Raw genomic sequence first — 26559 nt, forward strand, 5'->3', positions numbered from 1 at the left:
GTGCAGCCACTTCCCGCACTTCGAGCACGAATACACGCTCACCTGAGATTCGGTTTTGCGTAACGGTTTTTGCACTCGTGTTAAGTGCGATTGGGTTTGGCACTTGGGGCACGGCATGACCCCGCTCCCGAGCGAAATTAAATCATAAAAGCGCAGGTAGTCCGGCGGGGGCTTGTGTAGGGGCGTTGGCATGAGCGGGCGCTGGTTTGGGCTGGTGCGAGTCGGGCGCATCTTACCTGCAATCGCAGTTGCAATCAAAGACTAACCATCGAGCTAATAAAATCTTCATGATTGCAGCAGCTATCAGCGAAGTGTTTACCGTCAAAGCCCGCCCACTCGTGATTCACCCACCGGAAACCGAGCACTCGGAGAGCGGATGTCCGTCTCCGAAATTATTGATTTTGCAGGAACGGGACGCACCGGAAACGAAGCAACGGGACGCACGAGCCGCAGCCGAGTTCTACCCCGAACGGCTCGCGATGGCGGTTCGTCGGTTGTTCCGGTACTACGTGAAGAAGTCCCCCGAGCGCACGCAGTTCGCGCCGCACGATCTTCGGCGTAGAGCAATCACACTCACGGTGAAAGCAGCTGCTTCAATCGACGCTGCCGCGCCCGCCCGGGGCGTCCGACCCGAAACCGCGTCTCGGCACGACCTGGATTCGTCGAAGGCCTTCGACGGGCAGGAACTGATGAAGCGAATGGCAGGCATCCTATTGCCCCAGAATCCACCCGAGTGCCCCAGAACCGCAGAAGTGAAAAGCGACGGGAAATACCCCAGCAGAAACGAAACAACCCCGGAATCCTTCACGGCTTTCCGGGGCTATTCTGTTTTTCCACCTGGGAGTGGGCCGTTACCCGCATCTCCCCCGTAATTCCCGCTCCAAACCCTTGAGTTTGGAGACAATCCGCTACCCCAGAACTCGAAGTGCTGTGAAAGTGCTTGTTTTTAAGGGTGACTGACGGGGCTTGAACCCGCGACCTCCAGATCCACAATCGCGACCAGCGTACCCCGAAAACGCTCCGAACGACTACGTTTTCCAGTGTTTGAGCGTACCCGAACGCCGTGCGAGGAGCAAGATTCGTTGTGTGGAAACACAGGGATTTGTGGAATTTCCACCGCTATCTGTGGAATACTGTGGAACGCTCTGAATGAACCTCACATTGAACGGAGGCGCCCGTGGAAGGTCGTAGCGCGTGGATCATCTTTGACGCAGACAACACCCTTTGGCCGATCGAGCACCTCTACGATGACGCGCGCGAATCTCTCGTACAATCTCTGGCGCTCGAAGGGTTCGAGCGCGATGAAGTGGAAGCTTACCAACGGGCACGTGACATCGAACTGTACGCGACCCACGGCTACTCGGCGTGTCGCTTCGCGCGGTCGTTTGAAGACACCTGGCTCCGCTTCGTGCCCAGCGCTCCACCCGAGAACATTCGGCACGCACGGCTGCTCGCGTTGAACATCTTCGAGCAGCGGGTACAGCCCGTGGAGGGCCTCGAAGCAGTTTTGGGGTCGCTGGCCCACGAGTACCAACTCGCCGTCGTCACTGCCGGCGAGAAGTGGGTCCAGGAGCGACGGCTGAACGATTTCCACCTCCGCGATCGGTTCGCTGCGGTGGAGATCGTGGAGGCAAAGACGGCCGGCACGTTCCGTACTTTTTGCGACACCCACTTTGTTGACCCGGCCCGGTCGTGGGTGGTCGGCGACAGTGGAAAATCCGACATGATCCCCGCGCGCGATGCGGGACTGGGGGGCATTCACGTCGATCACCGAAAGAATTGGTCTGTCGAACAAACCGAGTTCGTTCCTTGGGATCGGTACATTCGCATTCGCTCCCTCGCGGAACTCGCCACGGTCCCGGGTTTGCTCCGCGGCCCGCTCTGACGAATCTCTGAACCTCACAAATAAAACACCCGCGGGTACTGAGTGGACCCACGGGCGTCGAGTGTCTGTGTACCGAGTCAGCTACCGGCCGGCTTCCCAAAGCGCTTCTCGTACATCGCGTAGAGCATCCGCCCCTTCTCGGTTACGCCACTAGCGAGGACGGTCGGGGACACCGGGACTTTGGCCGCGGGCAGCGCGCTCGCGGGCGGGGTTTGCGCTGGTGGGGTCGTCGGTTTCGGGGTTTGATCGTTCATGAGAGGGTCACTTCCGGCCGGGGTACTCGGCGGAGAAGATTCCGCCGATGGTGTAGGCCGCGCGGAGCATTATATCCCGCACGGTACAGATGCGGTGGTCATCAACTAGGTTCGCCGGATCGGGATCGAATGCGAACGGAGGGTCCGCATAAGGCAAATGTGCGTCTAAATTTAGCACACCAAATACGGCCCCGTCTAGCGCCGTTTCCAAAACTTTATAGTACGGCCCCTCGGGGTGCCCGTCAGGTGTCCAGTCAACGCGCTTCGCGAGGAGCGAGTACGGATCAAAGATCGGTACGCTCAGCAGCCACGTCCTATCACTACGCACTTGCCGCCGCAACCCGGGGTCCAGGCCAAACAACTCCCTCGGGTCCGCGGCCGTATCGAACGCCTCGTTCAGCTTCTGCAAATTGCACAACATGGGGGCACGGCGGAGGAAACAGAAACCCGTTAACCCTTGGTCGTCGCGGAGGATTATTTCGTGGTCGGGGTTCTCCCGCGGGTCGTCCATGTTGAACGAGTATCGGAGGATCAGCTGTTGGCCTTGAGGAATGAACACATTCGATCGCAGGCCGAGGGTCGCGTTGGACGGGTCGCCGAGTGCCGTGGCGGACCGCCGCACGAGGTCTTCCAAGACGTCGCGGATGGGGCGCGCGTCGGGCAGATCGAACTTCTGCGCGCCGATGGTGCTCTTCGCTTCTTTCTGCCCCAGCGCGAACATCACGTTGACGACCTCGGGGGTCAGGTCATGGATGTCCAACACGTTCTTCGGTCCGCCGATCCGCTCCGGCGGTTGCTCGACTGTCAGCGAGCGCGAGACCACTCCCGCGAGGCGCTGTTCCAACTCGCTCCGGGCACCGCCGGCCGCTAGGCCGAACACGGCTTTCAAGAACTCCTCCGGGTCGCGCATCTTCTTCGGGTTCTGATCGTGCTTGTCGCTCCCCAGGCGCAACCCGATGTGGACCCACGTCCGCGCCGCGAACGACAGGTAATCCGCCCGGTCGCGGCGCCCGATCAAGCGCGTTCGGAACGTGTCCGCGAACACGAAGGCCGGGAAGTTGCAAATCACGCCGCCGTCCACGTAGCTGGCGTAGCGCGTGTTATCGTAGGTTTCGTTCACCGGACGAAAGAAGAACGGGAACCCCGCCGACGCGCGCACTGCACGGGCCACCGGCAGCCCGAAATAGTCGCGGTTCGGGAACTCGATCAGTTCCAGTTGTCGGGTGACGAGGTTCGTCGCGGTCAGGAACAGCGGGCCGAAGAACTCGAGCCCGTTATCGAGCCACCGGTGGAAGTCACCGAACGTCAGGAGCCGCCCGCCCGGTACGTCCTTGGAGGGGGGAAATTCGGGGTCGGCCGCGCGCACACGGACGAGCAGAGGGGACGCACGGAGCAGCTTATCGATCTCGTGCTCGAACGTGTCACCGGCGAACAGCCCGCGGTACCCGGCGAGCCGGCGGAACGGGAACAGCACATCCCAGACGATGCGGGCCGCACTGGGCAGCCCACGCAGCCAGTCCACAAGGCGCCCGGGCCACCCACACACGTCCCACGTATCGGACTCGAACTCGCGCTGCAAGAACCCGAGGTACCGCTGGTAGCGCAGGACGGTGCGGCGGAACTTCGCGTAGTCGAAGGGGGGATTGCGGAACGGCCCCACGAGGTCCGACAGACCGGTGGGGCTCTCGGCGAGTTTGGCGAAGTGGTCGCGGATCTGTTCCGGGGACAGACCCGCCCAAAACAGCGTCGCGACGATTGCCCCGGCGGACGTACCGGCCAGCGCGAACGGTTCGACGCCCTCGTCGAGCAGCCCCTGCAACTGGCCGAGGAGACTGAGTCCGTAGACCCCGCCGCCCTGAATCGTGATGACCGCTTTTCGATCGAAGGCCGGGGGCGGTGCTCCGGGTGGTTGAACGGGGGGGGAGCGGGGGCTGTGGGCGGGGCATTAATGGCCTCAAATGCGGGTGACGCGGCAGGGAGTGCGGACGAACTCGGCAGGTGGTCCGCTCGAGTAGAGAAAAGGCATAATTCCTCAGCGGTCGATCGATCTCATGAGCAACTGGCCACAGTGGGGTAACCTCGATTGTTGAGTAAGTCTACCTAAACAGAGCGCGCGGAGAAAGTCGCATTTTAATTTGCACGTTATTAACTCGCACGGACTACTGTTCAACGGCCCGTAGTAAAAAACCGTCTGTTGCCGCAGGGCACTGATCCGGGTGCGTGCGGGAGTGTTCTGGAGGAAAGCCCCTTGCGGTGGCGCGCTCCGCTTCGGCCCCCTGCGGCTCCAAACTAACTCGGCCGTGCAATGGACCGCTCGCAAAGCCTCGCTCCGGCCGCAAAGCCGGCCGGCCATTGACGACCGGTTTGTTCGCCTTCGGGGGGCCTCCGCTTCACTGCGCGCGTTGGTTTAGAGGGGTGTGGGAAGAGAAGAGAAAGGCGGTGGGGGTAGCGCGCGTCTTGCGGGGCGGGCTGCATGTGCGCCGGCAGGAGGCCGGCGCGGGCTTTCGCGGCACGATGCCGCGGCTTGCGCCCCCGCGGGTTCAGGCAGTGCGGCCGGCGAACAGTTCGCCGGCCGCGGCGAAGCTCACCAGGGCATCGGATCTAACACCAGTGTTCCGCCGTTATCCCACTGCTGCGTGGTGAACTTGTCACCGTGCCGGCGGATGAACACCCGGGCCTGGGCCTTGGAAATCCGCACGCTGCAACAATCTTCCGCGTGGCCTTGTGTGTTCGGGATCAGAACCAACACGTAACACAGCCGGGCCGCGGCCAGCAGCCGCAATGCGTGCCGCACGTGCGGCGTCAGGTTCTGCCTTACCTTGTTCTTCGTCGCTGCCTTCGTTACCGTTGCCATTGCCTTGCTCCTGCATCACTCAGGGGTTTTGGCAGCCGCCGCGGTGTTACCAGCACCGCGGCGGCACCTTTTGTCATCTCCGGTCATATTATATCATCTTCTGTCACTCAAAATCAACGTTTTTCCCGGTGTTTTCTGTGCTTCACAGCGCGCGCCGCGGCCCCACTGCACGGGAACCGCCCTACAAAGCCCGCGCATCCGGCGCGAAGACAGCGCCGGCTTCCTGCCGGCGCGCACGCACAAGGGCACGCGCTACCCCCACCGCCTTTCTCTTCTCCACCCCTCTCGAACTCGTGCGCGGCGGAGCGGAGGCCCCCAAAGGCGGCACAGCGAGCGGAGCGAGCTAAAATGCCGCCGTGGGGCCGAAGCGGAGCGCGCCGCCGAACCGTGCCTTTCCGCGGCGCCCATCTTCGGCGCCGCCCGGCACAGTGGAGCGACCACAGGGCGCGGAGCACGCGGGGCAGGATGCCCCGATGGACGGTGGGGGGTGCGGAACCACGGATGGTGGAGCGGGGCGCGGATTCAAATCGGACGCGCTCCGAGCTTGCGGAATTCGACATCACCCGTCACAATCTATCATCTCCCGTCTCTGTTTCTTTCGAGTAACGCATCGTGCCTACTACGCCCCCCGCCGACCACACGGACCCGGAGTGGTTCACCGGCGACCAGCTCGCCGCGCGGTACAACACGACCCTGCGGACCGTGCTGCGCTGGGTGAAGGAGCAGCGCATCCCGGCGCCGACCAAGTTCGGCAAACTGTCCCGGTGGGCGCGCGAGGTGGTTCACCGGCTCGACCACGAGGGCGTCAACCGGCCGCTCGCGCATGGCGACGAGTTGTCGCGCTTGCCACCGCTCGGGCTGGTCGTCCGGTGCCCGTGCTGCGAGTCCGAGATCCGCGTGAAGCGCGACGGCTCGACCGAGCCGGTGACTCCGGCCACCGAGAAGAAGGCCCCTAAAGCAAAGGGGCGCACGAAGAAGTAGGGGCTACCCGGCCCGACCGCGCCCCGCGGAACAGGGCCAGCGCCGCACGCTTGTTCTCGTCCGGCATCTGCCCCAGGTCCACCGACGCGCGCCCGCACGCGCACTTGCTCACCGCGCACCCGATCAGCCGAGCGAGTTCCTTCACCTCGGGCACGGTAAGCGCGAGCACCCGGTCCTCGGTGCGGTCCACGAGCGGGCGCCCGCAGTGCCGGCACCGCACGCGCGCTGCGAACCGTTCCAGCTTCGCGATCCGGGCCGCGTTCACAGCGCTCCTCCGCTCGCGGCGCCCGCGAGCAGGCGCTCCAGGTCCGCGACGCGCCGGTCCAGTTCGAGTACCTCGCTGATCCTCAGCCCGAGTTCGATCAGCTTCACAGCGGCCTTGTGGCGCACGTGCTCGTCCTCGCTCGTGAGCAGCCCGCGCAGCACGTCCGCCGCCGCGGTGCTCCCGTCAGTCAGCCGGCCCGCTGCGGCCACCAGCGCCGCGGACCGGAGCGCGCGTATTCGATCTGCGAACGCCGGATCATGGAGCCGCCGCGCCACGGTACGTTCGCTCACGCCCGCGAGAGCCGCCGACTCCCGCGCCGTGCGCCCCGCGGCCAGCGCTGAAACGAGCGCATCATCAGCGCCCGCGCGCCCGCGGTGCGGCTTGGTCCCGTTCTTCGCGCTGCCACGGTCGGTCATGGTAAGACACTCCTGAGCTAATCTTGAGCCACAGCTACGCGCGCCGGGTTCCACTCAGATCGTTCACACGGTCCCGAATCGCACGGCACGCGGCCCGGACCGCGGCCAAATCCCGCCGGCGCTGTGCCCCGACGCACCGTTCCGCCGCGCTCCAGATGATCGGGTCCGTGCCGGGTACCCCGCTCGCGGCAACCGTGCCGTCGGTTTCGTCCATCAGCCGTTGCGCCGCGCCCGCGTCCCATACCACGTGATCCGGTGCGGTCGCGCCCCCGTCGAGGAACGATAGGTCATCGAGAACCAAGACCGGTGCGTGAGTGCGCATGGTGTGAACCTCGTGAACGCTCGGACGCAACGCACCAACTCCTTGCCCCGCTAGCGAATCGAGTGTCCGAACCGGACTATGTCCACTCGTGGACGGTAGACGCTCTTTCGGGCGCGGAATGCGTCCACTGTCCGAAAGCGGCCAACGAGCACCCGGACAGTTCAAAGCCAGCAAAAAGCCGCGAATTACTCGCTGTGTCCGCGCGTCCGGGCCAGGAACCGCGTCATCACTTCTTGCACCGGGGGCAGGTACGCCGCGGCCGTGGTCGGTTCGTCCCCGGTCAGGCGCCAGCGCGCCGGGTTCGGTCCCTTGTTCGGTTCCGTTTGTTCGAGGAACCCGCACTTGGTCAGCGCCGAGAGCCACGCGCGCACCGACGAGCGCGACTTCGCCACCGCGCGCTCGGCCTCGTTGGAATCGAACCCGGTGGTGCCGAACTTCTCGCACAGGGTCGCGAAGCACCGGCGCGCCGGGTCGCTCAGCCCGTTCCGCGCGGCGCTCAGCGCCTGGGCCACGAGCCGCAGCGCGAGCTGGTAGTCGGCCAGCTCCGCGACCACCCGGCCCGCGCCGTCGCGCTCCCGGTGGCGGTAGCGCAGCAGGGCCGCGGCCTGGACGAACCGGATCAGCTTGGGCAGGTCGCGCCGCTCCTCGACGCGGGTCGCCGGGAGCAGCGCGGACAGGTCGGGCGCGAACGGCACCACCACCTCGGCGCGCGGGAGCATGCGCTGGAGGGCGTGGTGGACCGCCCGGAGCCGGGCCGGATCGCGCCGGGGGTGCCCCGCCGCGCGTGCGGCCGTCGCGTCGAGGATGCGCCGGGTCTGCTCGTCGCGCTCGTCGGTGCTGAAGACCAGACACCGGTTCGCGTCCTCGGCGAAGATGTCTTCGAGCGTCGTGGTTTCGGTGAACGCGATCGGCCCCTCCTGAACGATCACGCGCGAACAGATCCCGTCGCCCTCCTTCATCGCGACCGCTTTGGAGAGCCGGCCCGCGGAGATCATCTCGCGCAGCGCGCGGGTGGCCTCCGCGCGCTCGTCGTCCTCGATCCGCGAGCGCTCGCCCGCCACCACCCAGCGGTGGCGCAGTTCGCCCGGCTTGAAGTAGTACAGCGCGTTGGGACTCAGGTCGGTGGCCCGGAGCGTGACCTCGGGCGGGAACAGCGACGCGACCGCTTCGACGAGGAACGACTTGCCCGACGAACTCGGCCCGCGCACGACGGCCGCGAGCGGCTCGGTGAGTTGGGCGCTGGTGCCGACCAAGTACAGCGCGAGCGCCGTTTCGCACTCGCCGACCACCCCGACGCCCCGGATATCGGCACTGACGATCTCGATGAGGTTCGGGTCTTCGAGCAGGTCGTAGGCCTCGATCTGAACGTCCTCCGGCACCCGGGAAAGCGCCTCCGCGCGCGGGTCGGCGTCCGGGTCCGCGCTCGCGGGCGGGCGGTTCGCGGGCGCGGGCGGGACCACCGCCCAGGCCGTGAACTGCTTCTCCAGTCGGGCCACGACGGGCGCCGGCCACTCGGGTTCCTTCAGGTCCGGGTACGCCTTCCGCATGGTTTCCCGGATGAACTTCGTGACCCGCGAGGCGATCGACGGGCGGAAGTCGTCCGAGTGGATCGGCTCCCCGTTGCGGCTGACGAACGTGAACACGCCCGGCTTCCCCGGCACCGGGCGCGGGGGATCGAGCGAGATTTCGGGCGGACCGTCCACAGCGCGCGCAGTCGGGTTCATGGCTCCTCCGGCCGTATCGGAATGGGTGTGGGTTCACGCGCCGCGCTTGACGAGTTCACGGCCGGCGCGCTCGCTCGCCTTCTGCCGCGCGGACGTGGTTCGGGGAGCGGGGACGGGAGCCGCGGGGGTGGCCGCATCGGTGAGCGCGCGGACGAACCGGGCGACGGCCCCGCGCGACGTGAGCCAGCGCCCGCCCACGCGGACCGCTTCGAGCCTCACGAGGTGCCCGCCGTTCGCCTTCGCGCCTTTGGTGAGCCAGCGGAAGACCGTGGACGGCCCGACGGTGCCGGTCCCGCGGTGGGCCGGGAACAGGCGCCCGGCCGCGGAGAGGGCTAGCCCGTCGCCGGTCTGGATCTCGGCCAGCACTTGCGCGACGGGTTCGACGTCGGGGGTGAGAACGGAATCGGCCATTCAAGGCGCCCTCGCATGGTGTGAGTAACCACGCGCGGCCAATGGCAGGTCGCAGGGAACGGCGCTCTGTGAACCGGGAGTTTCAAACGACCGTCACTCCAGCGCCGCTACGAACGGCCAAAGTCAACCGATTTTGGCCGCAACGGTCGCGGCCAGGGCCTCGTTTCGTTCGGCGTAGACTTGAGTCACATCAGCGCGGGAGTGCCCGAGCAGCACCTGGGCGGCTTCCAGCCCGTGCCCCTTCCGAACTTCGGTAGCGAACAGGTGCCTGAGTTGGTTCGGGTGCCACCGGTGCGCCTTCTGCCACGCCTTCACCGTGGCTCGTTCGTCGGCCGTCAGGCGCACCCACCACGCTTTGGTGAACTCGCCGGGGCGCGGGGCGAGTGGTTCCGCAGGCGGGAACGCTTTGTCGCACGCGCGGTCGATGGCGACGCCGTAACTCCCTCGGGTGTAGCGGTGCGCCGGGGCGCGCTTCGGACGGGCCTTGCGCTTGGCCGCGTTGCGGGCCATGTGCGACGGGTAGCGCGGGGTTTTCCGGTTCGCGCCGCGCGCGGCCCGCAGCTCCTCGACGGCGCGGGCGGGCGAGAACAGGTAGTCGGCGGCGTCGGGCGTGAAGAACTGTTGGAGAAGCTCCTGAGCCTTGGGACCGATGGCGATGGTACGGTCGTTTCCGCGCCACGCGGTTTTGTGCTGCGGGGGCTTGTAGAACCAGATCGGGCCGGTGGTGTCGATCTCGCTGCGGCGGATCGCGCACGCTTCGCCCGGCCGACACCCGGTGAGGCGCTGGCACTCGATCAGCCCGCGGACGTGGCGGTTGAGGAACGGGAGCGTGGCATCGACCACGGCCCCGGCCACGGGACCGACCGGTTCCGACTCGCGCGCCGCGGAACGTCCGCGCTGGAGCCCGGCGACGGTGGCGAGGGCGTGGTAGACGGTGGCGGGAACCAGTTCCTCGGACGCGGCCCATTTGAAGACGCGCCGCACGCGCCCGACGCGCTGGTTAATGAACCCGCGTGCCCAACCCGCGCCGATGAACCGCTGGCGCAGGGCCTTGAGCGCGAGCGGGCCGAACTCGGCGGCGGGTCGGTCGCCGTAGAGTTCGCGGACGTGTCGGGAGACGAGCTTGTACTCGTCGAGTTCGTTGGTGGTGGTGCCGTCGGCGCGGCGGTAGTGGGTTTCGGCGAAGGTGATGAACGCGAGGAGCACTTCGTTGACGGTCGCGCCGTCGGGGTTGGTGCGCGCGTGGGGTGCGACTTCGAGTTCGAGGAGCAGTCGGGCGAACGCGGACCGAGATTCGGGTGAATCGAACAGTCCGGGAAGAAGTTTTTGCTGCCGGGTGCCGGTGGAATCGGTCCAAACGGCTCTCGCGCGCTCGGACTGCTTGTGAAGGAGGTAGGAAGGGGTGGGTTTGCGGCGGGCGCTCATACTGTGGGTTCCTCGCGGCGAAGTGTGGAATGATTCCACACTTCGCACCGTTCGGAAGCCGCAGCCGGAGAACTCCGGTGTAAGCGTAAGACGCTTCGGCTAAAGGGTTTGTGCCGCTATCGTGCTAGGGTGACTGACGGGGCTTGAACCCGCGACCTCCAGATCCACAATCTGGCGCTCTAACCAACTGAGCTACAGCCACCGTGAGCGGTTGGCGCTTCCACCAACCACAGTAGATTCTTACACCGCGCTGGGCCTGGCGTCAACGGGCTTCGGGCACGGCTTTTCACCGCGGAAAAGCGTTCCGGCCCGATTTCCCACCTGTGCCAGTGGCGGCAGGTCGAGCGGGACGCACTCCGTGCGCTCGACAGACAGCGCCGGATTACCACGAGCCGCGTGCTTTTCGGGAAGCGCCGACCGCTCGGTCGCGGTGAACGCGCGGGAAACGGTCCGGCGCTGCAGGTACGTGCCGCGTTTGAAAAACGTCGGGTAGTCGGACCAGTTCACGCCCTTCTTCCAGAGCAGTTCCTGCATCTCCGCGCCGCTCTTGTTGTGCAGGTCCGCGTGGCCGTAATACGCGCGGGCCGCCATCGCGATCGAGTTCTTGGTCGCGTCCCGTTCACGCCACAAGAAGGTGTTCGCGGCCTCTTCCCGTGTCGGCACGTTCCACACGCGGCAATCGAACACCGGCACCCGATCGGCGAACGCGCCCGGCAAATACGCGGGCAACCTCCGGTTGAAGTGCGCCGAGCACAGCGCCGCTAATGTGGACGTCATTTTCTGAATGCGCCCGTCGAAGAAAATCTGCGCGTCGTACTCCCCCGGCACCCACGCGAGCGTGATCTCGTCCGACTGCGTGTAGCCGATGACCGCGTTCGTTTCGCGCACGAGGAACGTCGCGGTGTCGATCATGAGGTCGGAGAGGCGCTTGTCGAACGGTCTATCCAGTCCGCGCACGAACGAGTGAAACGCGCGCCCGTCGAGCCGCGCGAGCGCGGGCAACAAGGGCATCAGGCGCCGACCGGCTTCCGCCCCCTCGTACTGCTTCATCCGGTCGCCCAAGCCGTCACTCATGGTCGTCTCGTATTCCCGCGCCGGTCCCGGTATCAAGGTATCAGGAAGCCGTGTGCCGGCGGGTCCGCGCCGCGCACCGCACACGCTACGACGCCGCACACATCGGGGAGGTTCACGCCATGTCCGCACCGCACGTCGAACACGTCGAAATGACCGGCCACATCGTCGATTCGCTCCTGTTGCCGAAGGTACTCGACGCGATCCTGTCGCGCGGCGGGCGGTACCACATCGAGACGCTGAAACTCGGCGAGCGCCAGGACGACCCCAGCTTCGTGCGCATCGAGGTGCGCGCGGACTCGCCGGAGCAACTCGACGCGATTCTCGCGGAGGTCCACCCGCACGGCGCGGTCCCGGCGCAACCCGGCGATTGCCGCACCGCGCCCGCCGACATGGACGGCGCGTTCCCCGACGGGTTCTACTGCTCCACTAACTTCCGCACGCAGGTAAAACTGAACGGCGAGTGGGTGGACGTGGAGGACCAGGAGATGGACTGCGGGATCGTCGTCGACCCCGAGGGCGGCGCGGCGCGCTGCATCCCGATGACGGCCGTGAAGACCGGCGACCGTGTGCTCGTCGGGCGCCAGGGGACGCGCGTGTTCCCGCCCGAAGCCGAGATGCGGCGGCACGAACTGTTCGAGTTCATGGCCAGCCCCGTTTCGAGCGAGCGCCCGAAGGCGGTCAGCGTGCGCGAGATCGCCGGCGCGATGCGCAAGACGCGCGCCGCGGGCGACAAGGTGCTCGCGGTCCTCGGCCCGGCGGTCGTTCACACCGGCGGGGCCGAGTTGGTGGCGAAGCTCGTGCGCGACGGGTTCATTAACGTGCTGTTCGCGGGCAACGCGCTCGCGACCCACGACATGGAACAGGCGTTCTACGGCACGAGCCTCGGCGTCTCGCTCGATAAGGGCTTGCCGACCGACGAGGGGCACGAGCACCACCTGCGCACGATCAACACCATTCGCCGAATCGGGGGCATCAAGAAGGCGGTCGAAGCCGGGCGCCTGAAGAGCGGCATCATGTACGAGTGCGCCACCCGGAACGTGCCGTTCGTACTGGCGGGCAGCATCCGCGACGACGGCCCGCTGCCGGAAGTCGTCACCGACGCGCTCGCGGCCCAGGACGCGATGCGCCGACTCATCCCCGGCGTGGGCTTCTGCCTGATGGTCGCGACGACGCTGCACAGCATCGCAGTGGGCAACCTGTTGCCAGCGTGGGTCAAGGTCGCGTGCGTGGACATCAGCCCCGCGACGGTCACGAAGCTCATGGACCGCGGGAGTACGCAGACCGTGGGCATCGTTTCCGACGCCGAACCGTTCATCCGCGCGCTCGTGACCGAACTCGATAAGGGTGGTGCGCAGTGAGCATGCCCTACGACGCAACGAGCAAGGATTTGATCGAAACGGACCCGGCGGGCTGGGTCACGTTCCTCGGGTGCGCGGTGCGGCCCTCGGCCGTCGGGATGATCGACGCGGACCTGTCCACCGTCACGACCGATGCCGACAAGGTCATCCGTGTGGACGAGCCGTACCGCTGGCTCCTCCACCTCGATATCCAGACCGGCACGAGTTCATCAATCGAACGGCGCCTGCTCCGCTACAACGCCCTGCTCCACGCCCGCCACGGGGTGCCGGTCGCGTCGGCCGTTGTGCTCCTCCGGCGCTCCGCTAACATAGCGTGGTTGAGCGGATGTCTGTCGACCGCCCCACCGGTCGGCCCACCCTGGGAGTTCCGCTACCAGGTTATTCGCGTGTGGGAACGACCGGCAACCGACTTCCTGAACGGCCCGCTAGGATTGGTCCCGTTCGCCCCACTCTCGGGCGTGAGTGAGGCCGAATTACCGACCGTTGTGGCCGGAATGCGCGGGCGAATCGATGCCCAGTCCGACCGCCCACTCGCTGCGAAGCTGTGGGCGGCCACATACGTGCTAATGGGCTTGCGGTTCGATGAGCAGGTAATCGATAATATCCTATCAGGGGTAATGCAAATGGAAGAATCTGTGACTTACCAAGCGATCCTGCGCCGCGGAATGCAGGACGGTATCGAACGCGGCCTCCAGCAAGGGCTACAACAAGGCCTCCAGCAAGGGCTCCAGCAAGGGCTCCAGCAAGGATCAGTTCAAGAAGCCGCCAAACTTCTGCTCCGTCAGGGCCGGAGGAAATTCGGGCCGCCGACTGCCGAGCAAGAAACCGCACTGAGCACCATCACGGAACTCCCGCGGCTCGAAGCGATCATCGAGAAGCTGCTCGATGTAAGCACCTGGGACGAATTGCTTGCGGGCGCGTGAGCGCGGTTACCCGTCCACGTCCCAAACGATGACCCGCCCGTTCTCACCCCCAGCGGCGCACGTGAGACCGTCCGGGGAAAACGTGATCGAATGAACGTGGCCGATTCCCCAATCAAATGTCCCACGAACGGCTCCCGCGTTGGGATCGTGTATGGTGCAACTCCCGCGTGTACTTCCCGTAACCAGAAATCGGCCGCACGCCGAGAACACCAAAACCGAAGCTTCTCCGTGGGGCACGTCCCATGTCAGCAAAGGCTCGACGGTCGTCGGGTGGGCGATTGTTACCGATTTCTCATTTGCCCAGGCAAGCCGACCGTCCGGTGACCACGCGACCGAACCGGCATATCCTGTCCACCGCGCGATCGACTTCCGGCCGTACCAGACCTGCACCTCTTGGCCCCCGGTCGCGAGCAATCGGCCGTCAAGTGAATACGCGAGACAGCTCAGATCGACTTGTATCGTGTCGAGTTCAGTCTTGTGCCACACGTCAAGTCGATGAACGTATTCACGATGGTCCCCGAAATGGTGATATCCACCGATGGCCAGGATGTGACCGTTCGGAGTAAACGAAAGGCACCGTGGGTAGGGGACATCCGCTTGGTAAAAAACGTTCTGTCGCCCGCTCTGCAGATCAAGCCGCCGGAGATCGAGTTCGCCTCCAGCAACTGCAACTGAGACCGAATGGTAAACCGAGCACAGGCCGGGCGCGAATATCGCAACTTCACTTCCGTCCAACTGCCACTCACCAACTACAGCGCCCGAAGAAACGTCAACACGGTACGCATTTCGGTAGAGCCCGAGCCAGCTCTCATCGAACTGATCAGCTAGTTTTTCAGGTCCATCGAATTGACGCTTCGATAGGTGCGCCGATAATCGACGCCAATCACCTGAGTCTTTAGACAGCAAGTACAGGCTCCGACCGTCTGGGGCGAATCGGAGCGAGCGAACCTCGCCCGCCGGGGTGTTGAACTGGCGCATCCAAAAGCTCTCTTCCCGCGTTTGGTAAAATGGGAACACAGACGCCGCGTTCACGCAATCACGGAAGTTCGATATGTCGCCGCACGCGCGAATTCTGATGTGCCCGCCGGACCACTACGGGATCGAGTACGAAATCAACCCGTGGATGAACCGGTCCCTCGGCGCCGTGCGCGCGCTCGCGTTCCGACAGTGGCAGCAACTCCACGACACACTCGTGTCGCTCGGTGTTCGGGTCGAGACGATGACCCCGCAGCCGGGGCTACCGGACCTCGTGTTCACCGCCAACGCCGGGCTGGTGTTCCACAACACGTTCCTGAGTAGTCGGTTCCGGCACGAGGTGCGGGCCAAAGAGTCGCCGCACTTTGATGCGTGGTTCGCGGAACACGGTTTTACCGTAACGCACTTGCCGGAGAACTCGTTCCACGAAGGCGCGGGCGACGCGCTGTTCTGCGGCGACACGCTGTTCGCGGGGTACCGCACGCGGTCGGACGCGAGCGCGCACCAGTGGGTCGGCAAAACGTTCGAGGTGCGCGTGTTGCCGCTCGAACTGGTGAACCCGCGGTTCTACCACCTCGATACGTGTTTCTGCCCGATCGCGCCGGGCGAAGCCATCTACTTCCCGGATGCGTTCGACACTTACGGTAAGCGCGTGCTACACACACACGTGCCCAAACTCATTCCGGTCGCAGAAGAAGAGGCGTTTCGGTTCGGGTGCAACGCGGTGGTGGTCGGCAAAACGGTGGTTCACAATAGCCGGTGCCCGCGCCTGGCCGAAGACCTGACCCGCGCCGGGTACAGAGCAATTGAAGTGGAGCTGGACGAGTTCCTGAAGGCCGGCGGTAGCGCGAAGTGCCTCACCCTGCGGCTCGATGGCGAAGAAGCCGCCGGGTGGAAGTGGTAGCTCCAGAGTTCCCAGTTCCAGAGTTCCAAGTTGAAGGCGAACCGTTCGGATCGATCTTTTCAACTGGGAACTCTGGAACTCTGGGGTCAGTAGTGCAACAGAATCTTCGGCGCCGGCTTGTTGCCGCGTTTGTCGAGCACGATGCGCGTGACGGTAGCCCCAACCGCAAGTGCGTTGCACAGGAGCGCGAGATACAACCACGACGTCCGCTCGACGTTGTAAGCGTTATACGCTTGCTCTTCCTTGTACTTCAGCGCATCCAACTTGGCCGGGCTGGTCTCTTTCTCACGGGCCGCAGCAAACTGTTCCGAAATTTGTTTCTGGATAGCGCGTTCCATACCAAAGCCGTTCGCAACTTGCCACAGCGCGAAGAGGAGCGCGAACGTAGCGCACGCCAAAACAATCGCGTTGCGCCAGGGCCACAGTTTTGCGAGCGGGGGCACCTTTCGTGGGTCAAATGAGCTCAGCCCACGCTCGGCCCAGGCAAAAGACAACCCGGTCAAAAGAAACAAGAAGAACGGTAAGAGCAGTGGCCAGTCACCGTGCATCTTGTCGATCCAACTGCCAGGAATTGCTCCCGCTTCTTCGAGCTGGTAGTTCCGGCTCGGCGACCCACCAAACATCGCCCCCCACGGCCGCTGTGAATAAACCGCGGAGCCCCCCAGGTAACTCCCCACCCACGGGAAGAACGTGAGCACGAACACTACTGTCAGCAGGGCGGCCGGGAGCCACGCGACCACCTTCGGCGAAATGGTGATCCCGCGTGCGTGCGTATATCCCGCGAGCGCGGGCGCAGCGGCGGACGACGGGAGGAACCCGTCGGGCGTCGGCGGCGCCGGCGGAACGAATCCCGGGGGCGGGGCCGAAGCCGATGCCGACGCGGGGATGGGCGGAGGCGCCGGCGGGGTCGATCCCGGAGGGGCCGAAGCCGCCGCACTCGCGATTGCTGCGGCCGCTTCGGGTACGACCGCGGCGGAGTACCGCGCGGGCGTGGGGAACGAACGACCGCAGTTCGGGCACGTCGCCTCTTTGCCGGCCGTATCGTCGGCCACGGTCACGCCGCTCATGCAGTGCGGGCAAATCAACCGCATATCCGCTCCTACCAGTGTGTTTCGAGCTCTTTGAACGCCGCCGGGAGATAATCGAGCAGGTCGGTCGCGTTGAGCGCGGTTTGTCCGAGCACGGCGGCGCCGAGGTCACCGGCCCGGCCGTGAACCCACGCGCCCAGAACCGCCGCATCGAACGCGCCCAACCCCTGACCGATAAGTGCGGCAATGATTCCCGAGAGCACGTCGCCGCTCCCGCCGGTCGCCATGCCCGGGTTGCCCGTCGTATTGCGGTATACGTTCGTGCCGTCGGTCACGACCGTCCCGGCCCCCTTGAGCAGCATCACGCCGCCGAAACGCGACGCGAAGTCAACGGCTTCGTCTTCGCGCTCGCGGTCGGTCGCCGGCGCCGGTTTTCCCGTGAGCCGGGCGAACTCTCCCGAGTGCGGGGTCATTACGAGAGTCGTGGTTCGGTTCGTGAAGTCGTCGCGAAACGGCGACACCGCGAACAGTCCGTCCGCGTCGAGCACCACGGTAGCGCTGGGTAGGTCCGCGAGTACCCGGCGCACGAAGGCAACAGTCGCGTCGCTGCGTCCCAACCCCGGCCCGATGGCAATTACGTCTGCCGCACGCGCCAGTTCGACCAGCTCCCCCGCCGCACCGTCGCCGAACGTGCCGTCCGCGTGCTGGCGAATGGGGAGCGTGGTGTACCCGGGGTACGCGGTCGCAACGACGGGTTGCACGTCGGCCGGGCACGCGACCTGTACCACGCCCGCACCACTGCGAAGGGCGGCGCGCCCGCACAGAACCGCAGCGCCACTCATCCCGCGGCTCCCGGCGACCACCAGCACCTTGCCGTAAGTCCCCTTGTGCCCGTCGTGGGCGCGCCGCGGCAGTTGGGGAACGTTGCGCACCGTCTCGCTCATCGCCATCCTCCGCACCCACATAGGGTTATACCGTTCCGACCGACCCGCGGACATTGGGCGCCGGCCCCTCACAGGAAAGGAACGCTATGCTATTCGGTATTCCCGTTCCACAGCGCGATTCACAACTCGGAGGTGCCGATGTCACCCAACGACCTGCTCGCCAGTGGGTACCGGATGGGCCTACACATGGTCCATACGATGACGGACGACCTCACGGCCCCCGAGTTCGCGCACCAGCCGGTTCCCGGAACGAACTCGGCCGCGTGGATCGTCGGGCACCTCGCCGTCACCGCGCGCCGAACGGCGGAGCGGCTCGGCGCGACCGACTTACCGGCGCTGACGGAAGAATTCATCGGGCGGTTCAGCGTAACAAAGAAAGCCGCCGGAACGCAGACCGAACTGGGTACCAAAGGCGATCTGTTGAAACTGCTCGACGACTGCGTGGACAAGCTCATCGGAGCGGCGCGAACGCTTCCCGCGGAAGCGCTCACGAACCCGCCCGCGAACCCCAGCCGCTTCGCCACCAATTACGGCGAGGCCGTGCTGTTCGGCGCGATGCACTTCACCATGCACTGCGGCCAACTCTCGACGATCCGCCGCAGTCTGGGCAAACCGCCCGCCGTATAACTCCCCGCGCGCCCATGACACCCACTCCCGATCCCCCGGCGCGCCCGACCGCCCCCGACGGCGACGCGACCATTGCGCAGGTCGCCGCACCCGCGATGCTCGCCGGCGCCGTGGACGTGCCCGGGTACGAGATCATTAGCGAACTCGGTCGGGGTGGGATGGGGGTGGTTTACAAGGTGCGCCAGATCAGTCTGAACCGGATCGTTGCGCTGAAGATGCTGCCCGGCGGGGCCTACGCCGAGCAACACGAACTGGCCCGTTTCCTGGCCGAAGCCGAGGCCGTTGCCGCGGTACGCCACCCGCACGTCGTGCAAGTGTACGACTTCGGACAGTGTGCCGCGCGCCCGTACTTCGCGATGGAGTACCTCGGCGGCGGGTCGCTGGTGGACCTGATTCGGAAGAGTAGTCGGCTCGCCCCCGCGAGCGCGGCGACCCTCGTGGAGCAAGTCGCGCGGGGCGTTCAAGCGGCACACGATTTGGGTATCGTTCACCGCGACATCAAGCCCCAAAACGTGCTACTGGGCGACGACGAGTTACCAAAAGTGACCGACTTCGGGCTCGCCAAACGCGGCGGGCGCACCGACCTCACCCAAACCGGCGCGGTGATGGGTACGCCGCACTACATGGCCCCGGAACAGGCCGCGGGGCGAACCAAGTTCGTCGGCCCCGCGGCCGACATCTACGCCCTCGGCGCCATCCTCTACGAGTGCCTGACCGGGCGCACGCCGTTCACGGCCGATGACACGGTGAGCCTCCTCGTCAAAGTGGTCGAGAACGAGCCGCAACCGGTTCGCCAGTTCGTCCCGAGTGTCCCGCGCGATTTGGAAGCGATCTGCCTGAAGTGCCTCCGCAAGGAACCGCACGCGCGATACGCGACGGCCGAGGATCTCGCCGACGACCTGCGCCGGTTCCTGAACGGCGAACCGGTCGAGGCCCGCACCACGGGCGTGTTCGGCAAAATGGTCGGGGCACTGGACCGGACGGGCAAGGACGCAGAATTCACCGGCTACGCATCGGTACTGTTCGGGTTCGCAATCGTCACGCTGCTGGTGGACGGCCTCCAAACCATTGTCACCCTGGACTATTTGCCGTCGTGGGTCGGGGCGATCACCCAGTACATTCGGTTGGCGCTGTACGTGGCAATCGTGTGGGTCGCCCGCCGGGGGCACGTGCTCCCGCGCACGGCGGCCGAGCGACAACTGTGGTCGATCACCTGCGGCTACGCGGTCGCGTGCTTCGGCGGCTCGCTGGCCCTGCGATTCAGTTCCGGGTGGGGCGTCAACAACGGCGTCGAGCCGATGATGTACCAGCTCTTCGCGACGCTCGCCGCGCTCACGTTCTTCGCGCTGGGGAGCGTGTTCTGGGGCTGGTGCTACGGCTTCGGGGTGCTGTTCATACTCCTGTCGTTCCTCATGGCGGCCGCGCTCCCGTTCGCGCCACTCATGTTCGGCGTGACGTGGGCCGCGATCCTCGCGCTGTTCGGCTGGCGCCTCCGGCGATTGGCCCGCGCGACTTGAACCGAAGCCCTCACGTGTATTTCTGGAACTCGGACTTGAAGCGCGCGGCGAGTTCCTTCGCCTTCGCGTCGTAAGCGGCCTTGTCCGCCCACGCATCGCGGGGGCGCAGCACGGTGTCGGGCACGCCGGGGCACGCCGCGGGGATCGCCAGATTGAACACCGGGTCCGGGCTGAACGGCACGTCCTTCAGTTCCCCCGTGAGCGCGGCGCGCAAAAGGGCGCGCGTGTGCGGGAGGCTCATCCGCTTGCCGACGCCGAACGGCCCGCCGGTCCAACCGGTGTTCACCAGCCACACCGGGGCGTTGTGGCGCTCCAGTTTCTCTTTAAGCATGCTCGCGTAGCGCTTCGGCGGGAGCGGCAGGAACGGCTTCGCGAAGCACGTGCTGAACTCCGGCGCCGGTTCCGTGACGCCGACCTCCGTGCCGGGGATCTTCGCGGTGTACCCGCACAGGAAGTATTCCACCGCCTGATCGGGCGTGAGGCGCGCGAGCGGCGGGAGCACCCCGAACGCATCGCACGTCAGGAAGAACACGTTCTTCGGGTGCCCGCCGGTACCGGACAGCTCGCACCCGGGGATGAAGTCCACCGGGTACGCGGCCCGGGTGTTCTCGGTGTACTGCTTGCTGTCGAAATCCGGCACGCGCGACAGCGGGTCGATCGGCACGTTTTCCAGCACGCACCCGAACCGCAGCGCGTTCCAGATTTGCGGCTCGCCCGCGGCCGAGAGCTTGATGGTCTTCGCGTAACAGCCGCCCTCGATGTTGAAGACACCGGTCCCGGACCAGCCGTGCTCGTCGTCCCCGATCAGCCGGCGCTCGGGGTCGGCGCTGAGCGTGGTCTTGCCCGTTCCGGACAGCCCGAAGAAGAGCGCGACGTCCCCGCCCCGCCCCACGTTGGCCGAGCAGTGCATCGAGAGCACCCCCTTCTGCGGCAGCAGGTAGTTCATCACGGTGAACACGGACTTCTTGATCTCGCCGGCGTAGTGCGTGCCGCACGCGATCACCAGTTTCTGCTCGAAGCTGATCGCGAGGCACGTCTCGGACTTGGAGCCGTCCCGGGCCGGGTCCGCGTGGAAATCACAGGCGTGCAGGATCGTCCATTCAGGCTCGAATCCTTGCAGTTGTTCGGGGGTCGGGCGCAAGAACAGGCAGCGCGCGAAGAGCGAGTGCCACGCCTTCTCGGTCACGACGCGGATCGGCAACCGGTGCTCCGGATCGGCCCCGGCGAACCCGTCGAAGACGAACAGTTCGCGGTTCTGGAAGTACGCGCGAGTGAGGTCGCGGAGCCGCGCGAACGTCTCCGGCGCCATCGGCTGGTTCGCGGTCCAGTCGATCTGATCCGCGACGAGCGGCTCCCGGACGGTGAACTTGTCCTTCGGCGAGCGCCCCGTCCGCTTCCCCGTGTACGCGGCGACCGCGCCCAGGTCCGTGAGCAGCGCCTCTTCGCGCCGCACGGCGTGCTCGGTCAGGGCCGCGGCGGAAAGATTCGCCCAGACGCGCCCGGGGTGCCCGATACCGAGGGGAGCCGGATCAAATGTGCGCGATTCGTCGAGAGCGGATTCGACAGGAGACGACATGGCGACCCTCCGTGCCCCTACGATTCGCCGGGGCAGAACGGCATTATAGCCGAACGCCCGGCGGCGGGCACGTGACGCGCCGCGGTGTGCGCCGATCCCATTTTTGACCCGAAAGTTGGAGGGGTACTGGAAGTGCTGCCGGTTCGCAGTCAGCAGGAGCGCGTTGTTCGCGAGTGCGATGGACGCGATCTTTTTGTTTACTGCTGACCTCAAGAGAACTCGGGAGCCGCGCCTTGTAACGAGCCGCGACCGCCAGGGAGCGGGAGACACCACCGCACTCAAGTGATCTCATGGTAACTCGGGGAGCCGCGCCCCGCTCCCTGGCGGTCGCGGCTCGTTTGCCCGCAACACTCATGGTGTACCGGGATCAGGCGTCCACGCGCGCCGCGCTCTTGCGGTCACGGCTCGCCCAACCCGCTACGATCCTGGAACGCGACTAACGTGATTGACGTTGAGCAGTTTCTGCAACCGGCAGTGGGGCCGGGGCACCCTCAGTGGAGCCCCGGCCCCACTGCCGGTTACGAAAGGTGCCGGACCGCTCGCCCCTTACTTCTTCGGTTGCGTGAGGAAGAACAGGTAGCTCGCGAAGTTGCGGTGCAGCGTCAGGTACGCTTCTTCGTTCCCGGTGGTCGCAGCGGCGAACTGCACTTTGAACCGCGTCATGTGCTTCACGAGGTCCGCGACGGTCGTGCCCTCGGAGGCCCACTTCGGGTCGATCAGGCCGGTCGCCGCTTCGGTCTTCATGACTTTCAGCGCCCCCGTCATTTGTCCCAGGAACCGGTTCGCAGCGGTCGCGTCGTCCGCGGGCAGAGTCTTCACGATCGAAGCGAGCGCGGCTTCCGCTTTCTGGAGCGTCACTTCAAACTGATCTCGCTTGGTCGGGTCCACGGCCTTGCCTGCTTGCAGTCGCTCGGTCACCGCTGCGAAGTCCCGGGTCAGAGCGATGCGGTCGTCTTTCAGAGCCGCGTTGTCGAACGCAGCCGGGAAATCCAAGCTGGTCGCACGCCGCGCGAGATTCAGCGTGTCGGCCGCGTCCGAACCGCCGAACCGCACATCATCGAGCAGCATGTTCGGCACGAACGCGGACGACCGCGCCCCGGCCTTCGCCTCAGCCTTCACGATCGCCGCGAGCAGTTCGTTAAGCGCCTCACCGGACAGCACCCGGGCTCGTTCGGCCGGGGTAAGGGCCGGGAACCCTTCGGGCATCGGTGAGCTGCTTTCGATCACAGCGGGCGCGACCGGCTTCTCGCCGACAACCGCCTTCGAGGTAGCTGGGGGCACCTGTGCCGACATCGCACGCTGGGCACGCATCAGGTCGCGTTGCGCTTCCAGTGCGACGTTCGGGCGCACGCCCATTGTGCTGTACGAGGAACCCACGGCCTGGGAGTAGATCGCCGGGTACGCGGGCGCCACCGACCAAACCGGGTTCACACCGTAATAGTAACGACTGGTGGATAGAGTCGTGGTTCCGAGTGGCCCCTGCAGGTTCAGGAACGTGTTGCTCTGATAGCGGTACTGTGGCACGTAGAAGAACGGGTTGAACGACGGCACGATGACCGGCACCGGTCCGAAACCGGAGGGGCGCGGACCAAACTGCGCGGAGGCCGTTGCGGGGCTGAATGCTAAACCCGCACTGCCGAGGATGATAAGAGCCGTGAGCCGGATCATAGTAGCACCGTTCGTTGACCCGAGGAGTGAAGGCGGCGGCTCCGTCGCACGCTAACGGTAATTCGTTTAAGTAGGGCCAATCTTACACAATTTTCGTGTCTTGGTTTTATTCTCGCAGCACCCGACCAACGATTCAATCTCGGGTCACGTTGGCGAAATCACGATTTTCCCCGAAAGCGTCCCCGCCTTACGGATCGTGTTGTCCTCCTGCAACTGGTGTGCCCGTGCCGTTTCCGCCAGTGGGAACCGCGCACCGACAAGTGCCTTCACCACGCCTTTGGCCATCCACCGAGCCATATCATCTGCACAGGTCTGCTGTTCCGTCGTGGTCATGTTGAACATCGCGAACCCGAGCAGCGACAATCCCTTCACGTAGAAGGGTCCGTTCGGGAACACCGGACGCGCAGCGCGCCCCGCCATGACAACAACGCGCCCGCGCGGGGCCATCGCCTCCACGGTCTTGTCGAGGTCCGAGGGCGGGAGCGTCTCGAACCACACATCAACGCCCGCACCGCCCGTAATCTCTTTCAGGCGCGCCCCAACGTCTTCGGCTTTATAATTGACGACCCAGTCGGCCCCGAGTTCACGCGCGATTTGTGCTTTCTCATCACTCCCGACGGTGCAAACGACCCGTGCCCCGACCGCCTTCGCCATCTGAACGACCATTGATCCGACGCCACCGGTCCCGCCGTTGACGAACACGAACTCCTTGGCCTGCAGCTTCGCGCGGTGAAACAGCCCCAGGTGTGCGGTGATCCCGGTAAGGGCCGCGGCCGCGGCCTGTTCGTCCGAAACACCTTCCGCGATGGGGTACGCCCACTTCTCATCGGTACACACGAACTCCGCGCAAGTCCCCTGTCGGCCGAGCACTCCCTGGTTGCTCCCCCACACGCGAGCGCCCGGTTTGAACCGCGTCACGCCCGACCCCACGGCCTCGACGACGCCGGCGAAGTCGGTCCCGGTAATCGCGGGCTTGGGGAACGGCATGGGCGCGAGTCCGCCGCGAATGTACGTATCGAGTGGGTTGATGGCCGCGACCGTCACCCGCACCAGGATCTCGCCCTCTTTGGGTTCCGGGGCGGGCAGGTCACCGACGCGGATCACGTCGGGCGTTCCGGTCGTGTCGAAGAACGCGGCTTTCATAGTTCGGCCCGTCTGTTTGGAAGAAGAAGCGTACCGACGTTGGCAGAAGCTGGGGGCGAAGAAATCCCCGCGCTCCGATAGCATAAAGACCGGGGGCACTGCGGTCACGGGTGCCCCTTCGCACATCACGTCTGCCAGTTCGCGAGGTGCAGCCATGAACGAACCACCGAACACGCTCGTCGAGTACGGCGCGGTCATCGACGCGCACCAGATGGTCGAACCGCTCGACACGACCGAACTGGAGCTCGAACCCGGGCACCCCGGCGAACACGACGCGGAATACATCGCCCGGCGGAAAGAACTGTTCGCGCTCACCCGCAAGCACCGGCTCGAAAAGCTGGGGCCGCCGTTCGTGGCGTACACGCCCGAAGAAACGCGGATCTGGCGCGAGGTCTCACCGAAGCTCGACGAACTGCACCGCAAGTACGCTTGCGAGATTTACTTGCGTGCGAAGGACGATCTCGCGATCACGCAGGCCGAGATCCCGCAACTGAAGACCCTGAGCGAGCGCGTGCAGCGCGAGACGAACATGCACCTCGTCCCCGCGGAGGGGGCGCTCCCGTACCGCACGTTTTACGAATACATCGCCCGGCGCGGGTTCCCCGTCACGCAATTTATCCGGCACGGGTCGCACCCCGAGTTCACGCCGGAACCGGACATGATCCACGACTGTCTGGGACACGTCCCCCCGCTGATGAACCAGGACTACGCGGAGCTGCTCACGCTCATCGGGAAGGCCGCGGCCACCACGCCGCACGGCGAACAGGTGCTCGCGCTGAAGCGCTTTAGCTGGTTCAGCATCGAGTTCGGGCTGATCGAGGAGCGCGGTGAAACGAAGGTGTTCGGCGCGGGTATCCTTTCGAGTACGGGCGAGATCCCGCACGCGCTGTTTTCGCCGAACGCGGCCCGGCGACCGTTCGTCACGGAGACCGTAATCGCCACGGACTACGACCCGTCGCAGATGCAGAAAGACTTCTTCATTGCCCCGTCGCTACCATTTCTGCGCCGGGAACTGGAGTCACTTGTGCGCCGGTTCGGTATCTCGGCGCTGTAAACAAAGCTATTTCACCGCAGAGGGCGCTCGGGGGCGTAGAGAGAAGTACCGCGCGGTACTCTCGAACTCTGCTGATGTTCTCTCCGCGCCCTCTCGTGCCCCCTGCGGTGAACCCTCTTTGGATTAACTCATGACAGACATTCCCCTTCGCAAGATCGACCACGTGCGGTTCTTCGTCGGCAACGCGCGCCAGAGCGCGTTCTTCTACCGCAACGCATTCGGGTTCGACGTCGTCGCCTACGCCGGCCTCGAAACGAAGGTGAAGCACGAAGCCGGGTACGTGCTGAAGCAGGGCGAAATCACGTTCGTGCTGACCTCGCCGCTCTCGGACAAGCACCCGGAGAGCCAGCGCCTCGTCACGCACGGCGACGGCGTGATGGACATCGCGCTCGACGTCCCCGACGTGCGGGCCGCCTACGACGAAGCCCTGAAGCGCGGCGCTACCGGCGTGAGGGCGCCGGAGGCCCTCGAAGACGAGCACGGCGTGTTCGAGACCGCGAGCATCCAGGCGTATGGCGACACCACGCACACGTTCGTCAACCGCGACCGGTACCGCGGCGTGTTCGCGCCGGGCTTCCACCCGATCGCCCCGGAGCGCTACCACCCGAGCACCGCGCGCCCGGTCGGGTTCGCGGCCATCGACCACATCGTCGCGAACGTCGAAGAGGGGAAGATGAACGAGTGGGTCGAGTTCTACCGCAAGGTGCTCGGCTTCAACCAGCTCGTGTCGTTCGACGACAAGGACATCAGCACGGAATACTCGGCGCTCATGTCGAAGGTGGTGCAGAACGGCACGGGCCGTGTGAAGTTCCCGATCAACGAGCCGGCCCAGGCGAAGCGCCGCAGCCAGATCGACGAGTACCTCCAGTATTACGGCGGCCCCGGGGTGCAGCACATCGCGCTCATCACGGGCGACATCGTGAAGACGGTCCGCGCGATGCGGGCGAATGACGTGTCGTTCCTCCGCGTCCCGCGCACGTACTACGACGACCTCACCGCCCGCATCGGCAACATCAAAGAAGACCTGAACGAACTGGCGGAACTCGGCATCCTCGTGGACAAGGACGACGAGGGCTACATGCTGCAGATCTTCACGAAGCCGGTCGCGGACCGCCCGACGCTGTTCTTCGAGGTGATCCAGCGCCGCGGATCGAAGAGCTTCGGCAAGGGCAACTTCAAGGCACTGTTCGCGGCGATCGAGCGCGAACAGGAGTTGCGTGGCACTCTGTGA

Annotated in this window: 25 protein-coding genes and 1 tRNA gene; 9 read left to right on the forward strand and 17 right to left on the reverse strand. The window is 65.5% G+C overall.

The window, feature by feature from the left end; translation table 11 throughout:
- The first annotated feature begins 1177 nt into the window (after positions 1-1177).
- Positions 1178-1885 (forward strand): HAD family hydrolase, encoded by a 708-nt coding sequence (locus J8F10_RS18020; RefSeq protein WP_210655964.1) that lies wholly within the window; start codon positions 1178-1180, stop codon positions 1883-1885.
- A 77-nt stretch (positions 1886-1962) separates the two neighbouring features.
- Here J8F10_RS18020 and J8F10_RS18025 read toward each other — a convergent pair whose 3' ends face one another.
- The 3 genes from J8F10_RS18025 to J8F10_RS18035 form a co-directional block, all read right to left on the reverse strand.
- Entirely contained in the window at positions 1963-2139 is a 177-nt protein-coding gene (locus J8F10_RS18025) for a hypothetical protein (protein WP_210655966.1), read from the reverse strand.
- A gap of 7 nt (positions 2140-2146) precedes the next feature.
- Positions 2147-4006 carry a patatin-like phospholipase family protein gene (locus J8F10_RS18030; RefSeq protein WP_210662014.1) on the reverse strand — a complete coding sequence of 620 codons (1860 nt, stop codon included), beginning with the start codon at positions 4004-4006 and terminating at the stop codon, positions 2147-2149.
- Positions 4007-4723: 717 nt separating this feature from the next.
- Positions 4724-4993: a hypothetical protein gene (locus J8F10_RS18035; RefSeq protein WP_210655968.1), complete on the reverse strand. Its 270-nt coding sequence runs from the start codon at positions 4991-4993 to the stop codon at positions 4724-4726.
- Positions 4994-5605: 612 nt separating this feature from the next.
- Between J8F10_RS18035 and J8F10_RS18040 the strand changes: the two genes are divergently transcribed.
- Positions 5606-5974 carry a hypothetical protein gene (locus J8F10_RS18040; protein WP_210655970.1) on the forward strand — a complete coding sequence of 123 codons (369 nt, stop codon included), beginning with the start codon at positions 5606-5608 and terminating at the stop codon, positions 5972-5974.
- Here J8F10_RS18040 and J8F10_RS18045 read toward each other — a convergent pair.
- The 8 genes from J8F10_RS18045 to J8F10_RS18080 form a co-directional block, all read right to left on the reverse strand.
- Positions 5946-6239, reverse strand: coding sequence for a hypothetical protein (locus J8F10_RS18045; protein WP_210655972.1), 294 nt, complete (start codon positions 6237-6239; stop codon positions 5946-5948). The genes J8F10_RS18040 and J8F10_RS18045 overlap by 29 nt on opposite strands.
- Positions 6236-6655: a hypothetical protein gene (locus J8F10_RS18050; RefSeq protein WP_210655975.1), complete on the reverse strand. Its 420-nt coding sequence runs from the start codon at positions 6653-6655 to the stop codon at positions 6236-6238. The genes J8F10_RS18045 and J8F10_RS18050 overlap by 4 nt, the downstream gene beginning before the upstream one ends.
- Positions 6656-6689: 34 nt before the next feature.
- On the reverse strand, positions 6690-6977 hold the full coding sequence (locus J8F10_RS18055) for a hypothetical protein (protein ID WP_210655977.1): 288 nt from the start codon (positions 6975-6977) through the stop codon (positions 6690-6692).
- A gap of 185 nt (positions 6978-7162) precedes the next feature.
- The gene (locus J8F10_RS18060) at positions 7163-8701 is read right to left on the reverse strand and encodes a hypothetical protein (RefSeq protein ID WP_210655979.1); all 1539 of its coding nucleotides are present in this window, start codon (positions 8699-8701) and stop codon (positions 7163-7165) included.
- Between the two features lie 33 nt (positions 8702-8734).
- Entirely contained in the window at positions 8735-9112 is a 378-nt protein-coding gene (locus J8F10_RS18065) for a DUF1580 domain-containing protein (RefSeq protein ID WP_210655981.1), read from the reverse strand.
- Positions 9113-9235: 123 nt separating this feature from the next.
- Positions 9236-10537: a tyrosine-type recombinase/integrase gene (locus J8F10_RS18070; protein WP_210655983.1), complete on the reverse strand. Its 1302-nt coding sequence runs from the start codon at positions 10535-10537 to the stop codon at positions 9236-9238.
- A 128-nt stretch (positions 10538-10665) separates the two neighbouring features.
- A tRNA-His gene (locus J8F10_RS18075) sits at positions 10666-10739 on the reverse strand.
- 38 nt (positions 10740-10777) lie between these two features.
- On the reverse strand, positions 10778-11611 hold the full coding sequence (locus J8F10_RS18080; RefSeq protein WP_210655985.1) for a tRNA(His) guanylyltransferase Thg1 family protein: 834 nt from the start codon (positions 11609-11611) through the stop codon (positions 10778-10780).
- A 119-nt stretch (positions 11612-11730) separates the two neighbouring features.
- Between J8F10_RS18080 and J8F10_RS18085 the strand changes: the two genes are divergently transcribed.
- Together J8F10_RS18085 and J8F10_RS18090 are read left to right on the forward strand one after the other, a co-directional pair.
- Entirely contained in the window at positions 11731-12969 is a 1239-nt protein-coding gene (locus tag J8F10_RS18085; protein ID WP_210655987.1) for an ornithine cyclodeaminase, read from the forward strand.
- 2 nt (positions 12970-12971) lie between these two features.
- A complete protein-coding gene (locus tag J8F10_RS18090; protein WP_210655989.1) occupies positions 12972-13892 on the forward strand; it encodes a DUF4351 domain-containing protein in 921 nt (306 codons plus the stop codon).
- Positions 13893-13898: 6 nt separating this feature from the next.
- Here the strand turns inward: J8F10_RS18090 and J8F10_RS18095 are convergent, their stop codons facing one another.
- On the reverse strand, positions 13899-14870 hold the full coding sequence (locus J8F10_RS18095) for a WD40 repeat domain-containing protein (RefSeq protein ID WP_210655991.1): 972 nt from the start codon (positions 14868-14870) through the stop codon (positions 13899-13901).
- Positions 14871-14943: 73 nt separating this feature from the next.
- On the opposite strand from J8F10_RS18095, the gene J8F10_RS18100 reads away from it, so the two are divergent.
- Complete coding sequence (locus J8F10_RS18100; RefSeq protein WP_210655993.1) at positions 14944-15771, forward strand: dimethylarginine dimethylaminohydrolase family protein; 828 nt, start codon at positions 14944-14946, stop codon at positions 15769-15771.
- An 86-nt stretch (positions 15772-15857) separates the two neighbouring features.
- On the opposite strand, the gene J8F10_RS18105 is transcribed toward J8F10_RS18100, so the two are convergent.
- Positions 15858-16862: a hypothetical protein gene (locus tag J8F10_RS18105; protein ID WP_210655995.1), complete on the reverse strand. Its 1005-nt coding sequence runs from the start codon at positions 16860-16862 to the stop codon at positions 15858-15860.
- An 8-nt stretch (positions 16863-16870) separates the two neighbouring features.
- The gene (locus J8F10_RS18110) at positions 16871-17743 is read right to left on the reverse strand and encodes an NAD(P)H-hydrate dehydratase (protein WP_210655997.1); all 873 of its coding nucleotides are present in this window, start codon (positions 17741-17743) and stop codon (positions 16871-16873) included.
- Positions 17744-17881: 138 nt separating this feature from the next.
- Between J8F10_RS18110 and J8F10_RS18115 the strand changes: the two genes are divergently transcribed.
- A complete protein-coding gene (locus tag J8F10_RS18115; RefSeq protein ID WP_210655999.1) occupies positions 17882-18370 on the forward strand; it encodes a DinB family protein in 489 nt (162 codons plus the stop codon).
- A 14-nt stretch (positions 18371-18384) separates the two neighbouring features.
- Positions 18385-19887: a serine/threonine-protein kinase gene (locus J8F10_RS18120; RefSeq protein ID WP_210656001.1), complete on the forward strand. Its 1503-nt coding sequence runs from the start codon at positions 18385-18387 to the stop codon at positions 19885-19887.
- Positions 19888-19897: 10 nt separating this feature from the next.
- Here J8F10_RS18120 and pckA read toward each other — a convergent pair whose 3' ends face one another.
- The 3 genes from pckA to J8F10_RS18135 all read right to left on the reverse strand — a co-directional run bounded on the left by pckA (position 19898) and on the right by J8F10_RS18135 (position 24274).
- Entirely contained in the window at positions 19898-21463 is a 1566-nt protein-coding gene (pckA, locus tag J8F10_RS18125; RefSeq protein ID WP_210656003.1) for a phosphoenolpyruvate carboxykinase (ATP), read from the reverse strand.
- Between the two features lie 546 nt (positions 21464-22009).
- The gene (locus J8F10_RS18130; protein ID WP_210656005.1) at positions 22010-23131 is read right to left on the reverse strand and encodes a hypothetical protein; all 1122 of its coding nucleotides are present in this window, start codon (positions 23129-23131) and stop codon (positions 22010-22012) included.
- 144 nt (positions 23132-23275) lie between these two features.
- Positions 23276-24274 carry an NADPH:quinone reductase gene (locus J8F10_RS18135; protein WP_210662016.1) on the reverse strand — a complete coding sequence of 333 codons (999 nt, stop codon included), beginning with the start codon at positions 24272-24274 and terminating at the stop codon, positions 23276-23278.
- A 154-nt stretch (positions 24275-24428) separates the two neighbouring features.
- On the opposite strand from J8F10_RS18135, the gene J8F10_RS18140 reads away from it, so the two are divergent.
- The gene (locus tag J8F10_RS18140) at positions 24429-25328 is read left to right on the forward strand and encodes a hypothetical protein (RefSeq protein WP_210656007.1); all 900 of its coding nucleotides are present in this window, start codon (positions 24429-24431) and stop codon (positions 25326-25328) included.
- Between the two features lie 130 nt (positions 25329-25458).
- Complete coding sequence (hppD, locus tag J8F10_RS18145; protein ID WP_210656009.1) at positions 25459-26559, forward strand: 4-hydroxyphenylpyruvate dioxygenase; 1101 nt, start codon at positions 25459-25461, stop codon at positions 26557-26559.

The sequence above is a fragment of the Gemmata palustris genome (assembly GCF_017939745.1).
In the GTDB taxonomy this organism is placed as follows: domain Bacteria; phylum Planctomycetota; class Planctomycetia; order Gemmatales; family Gemmataceae; genus Gemmata; species Gemmata palustris.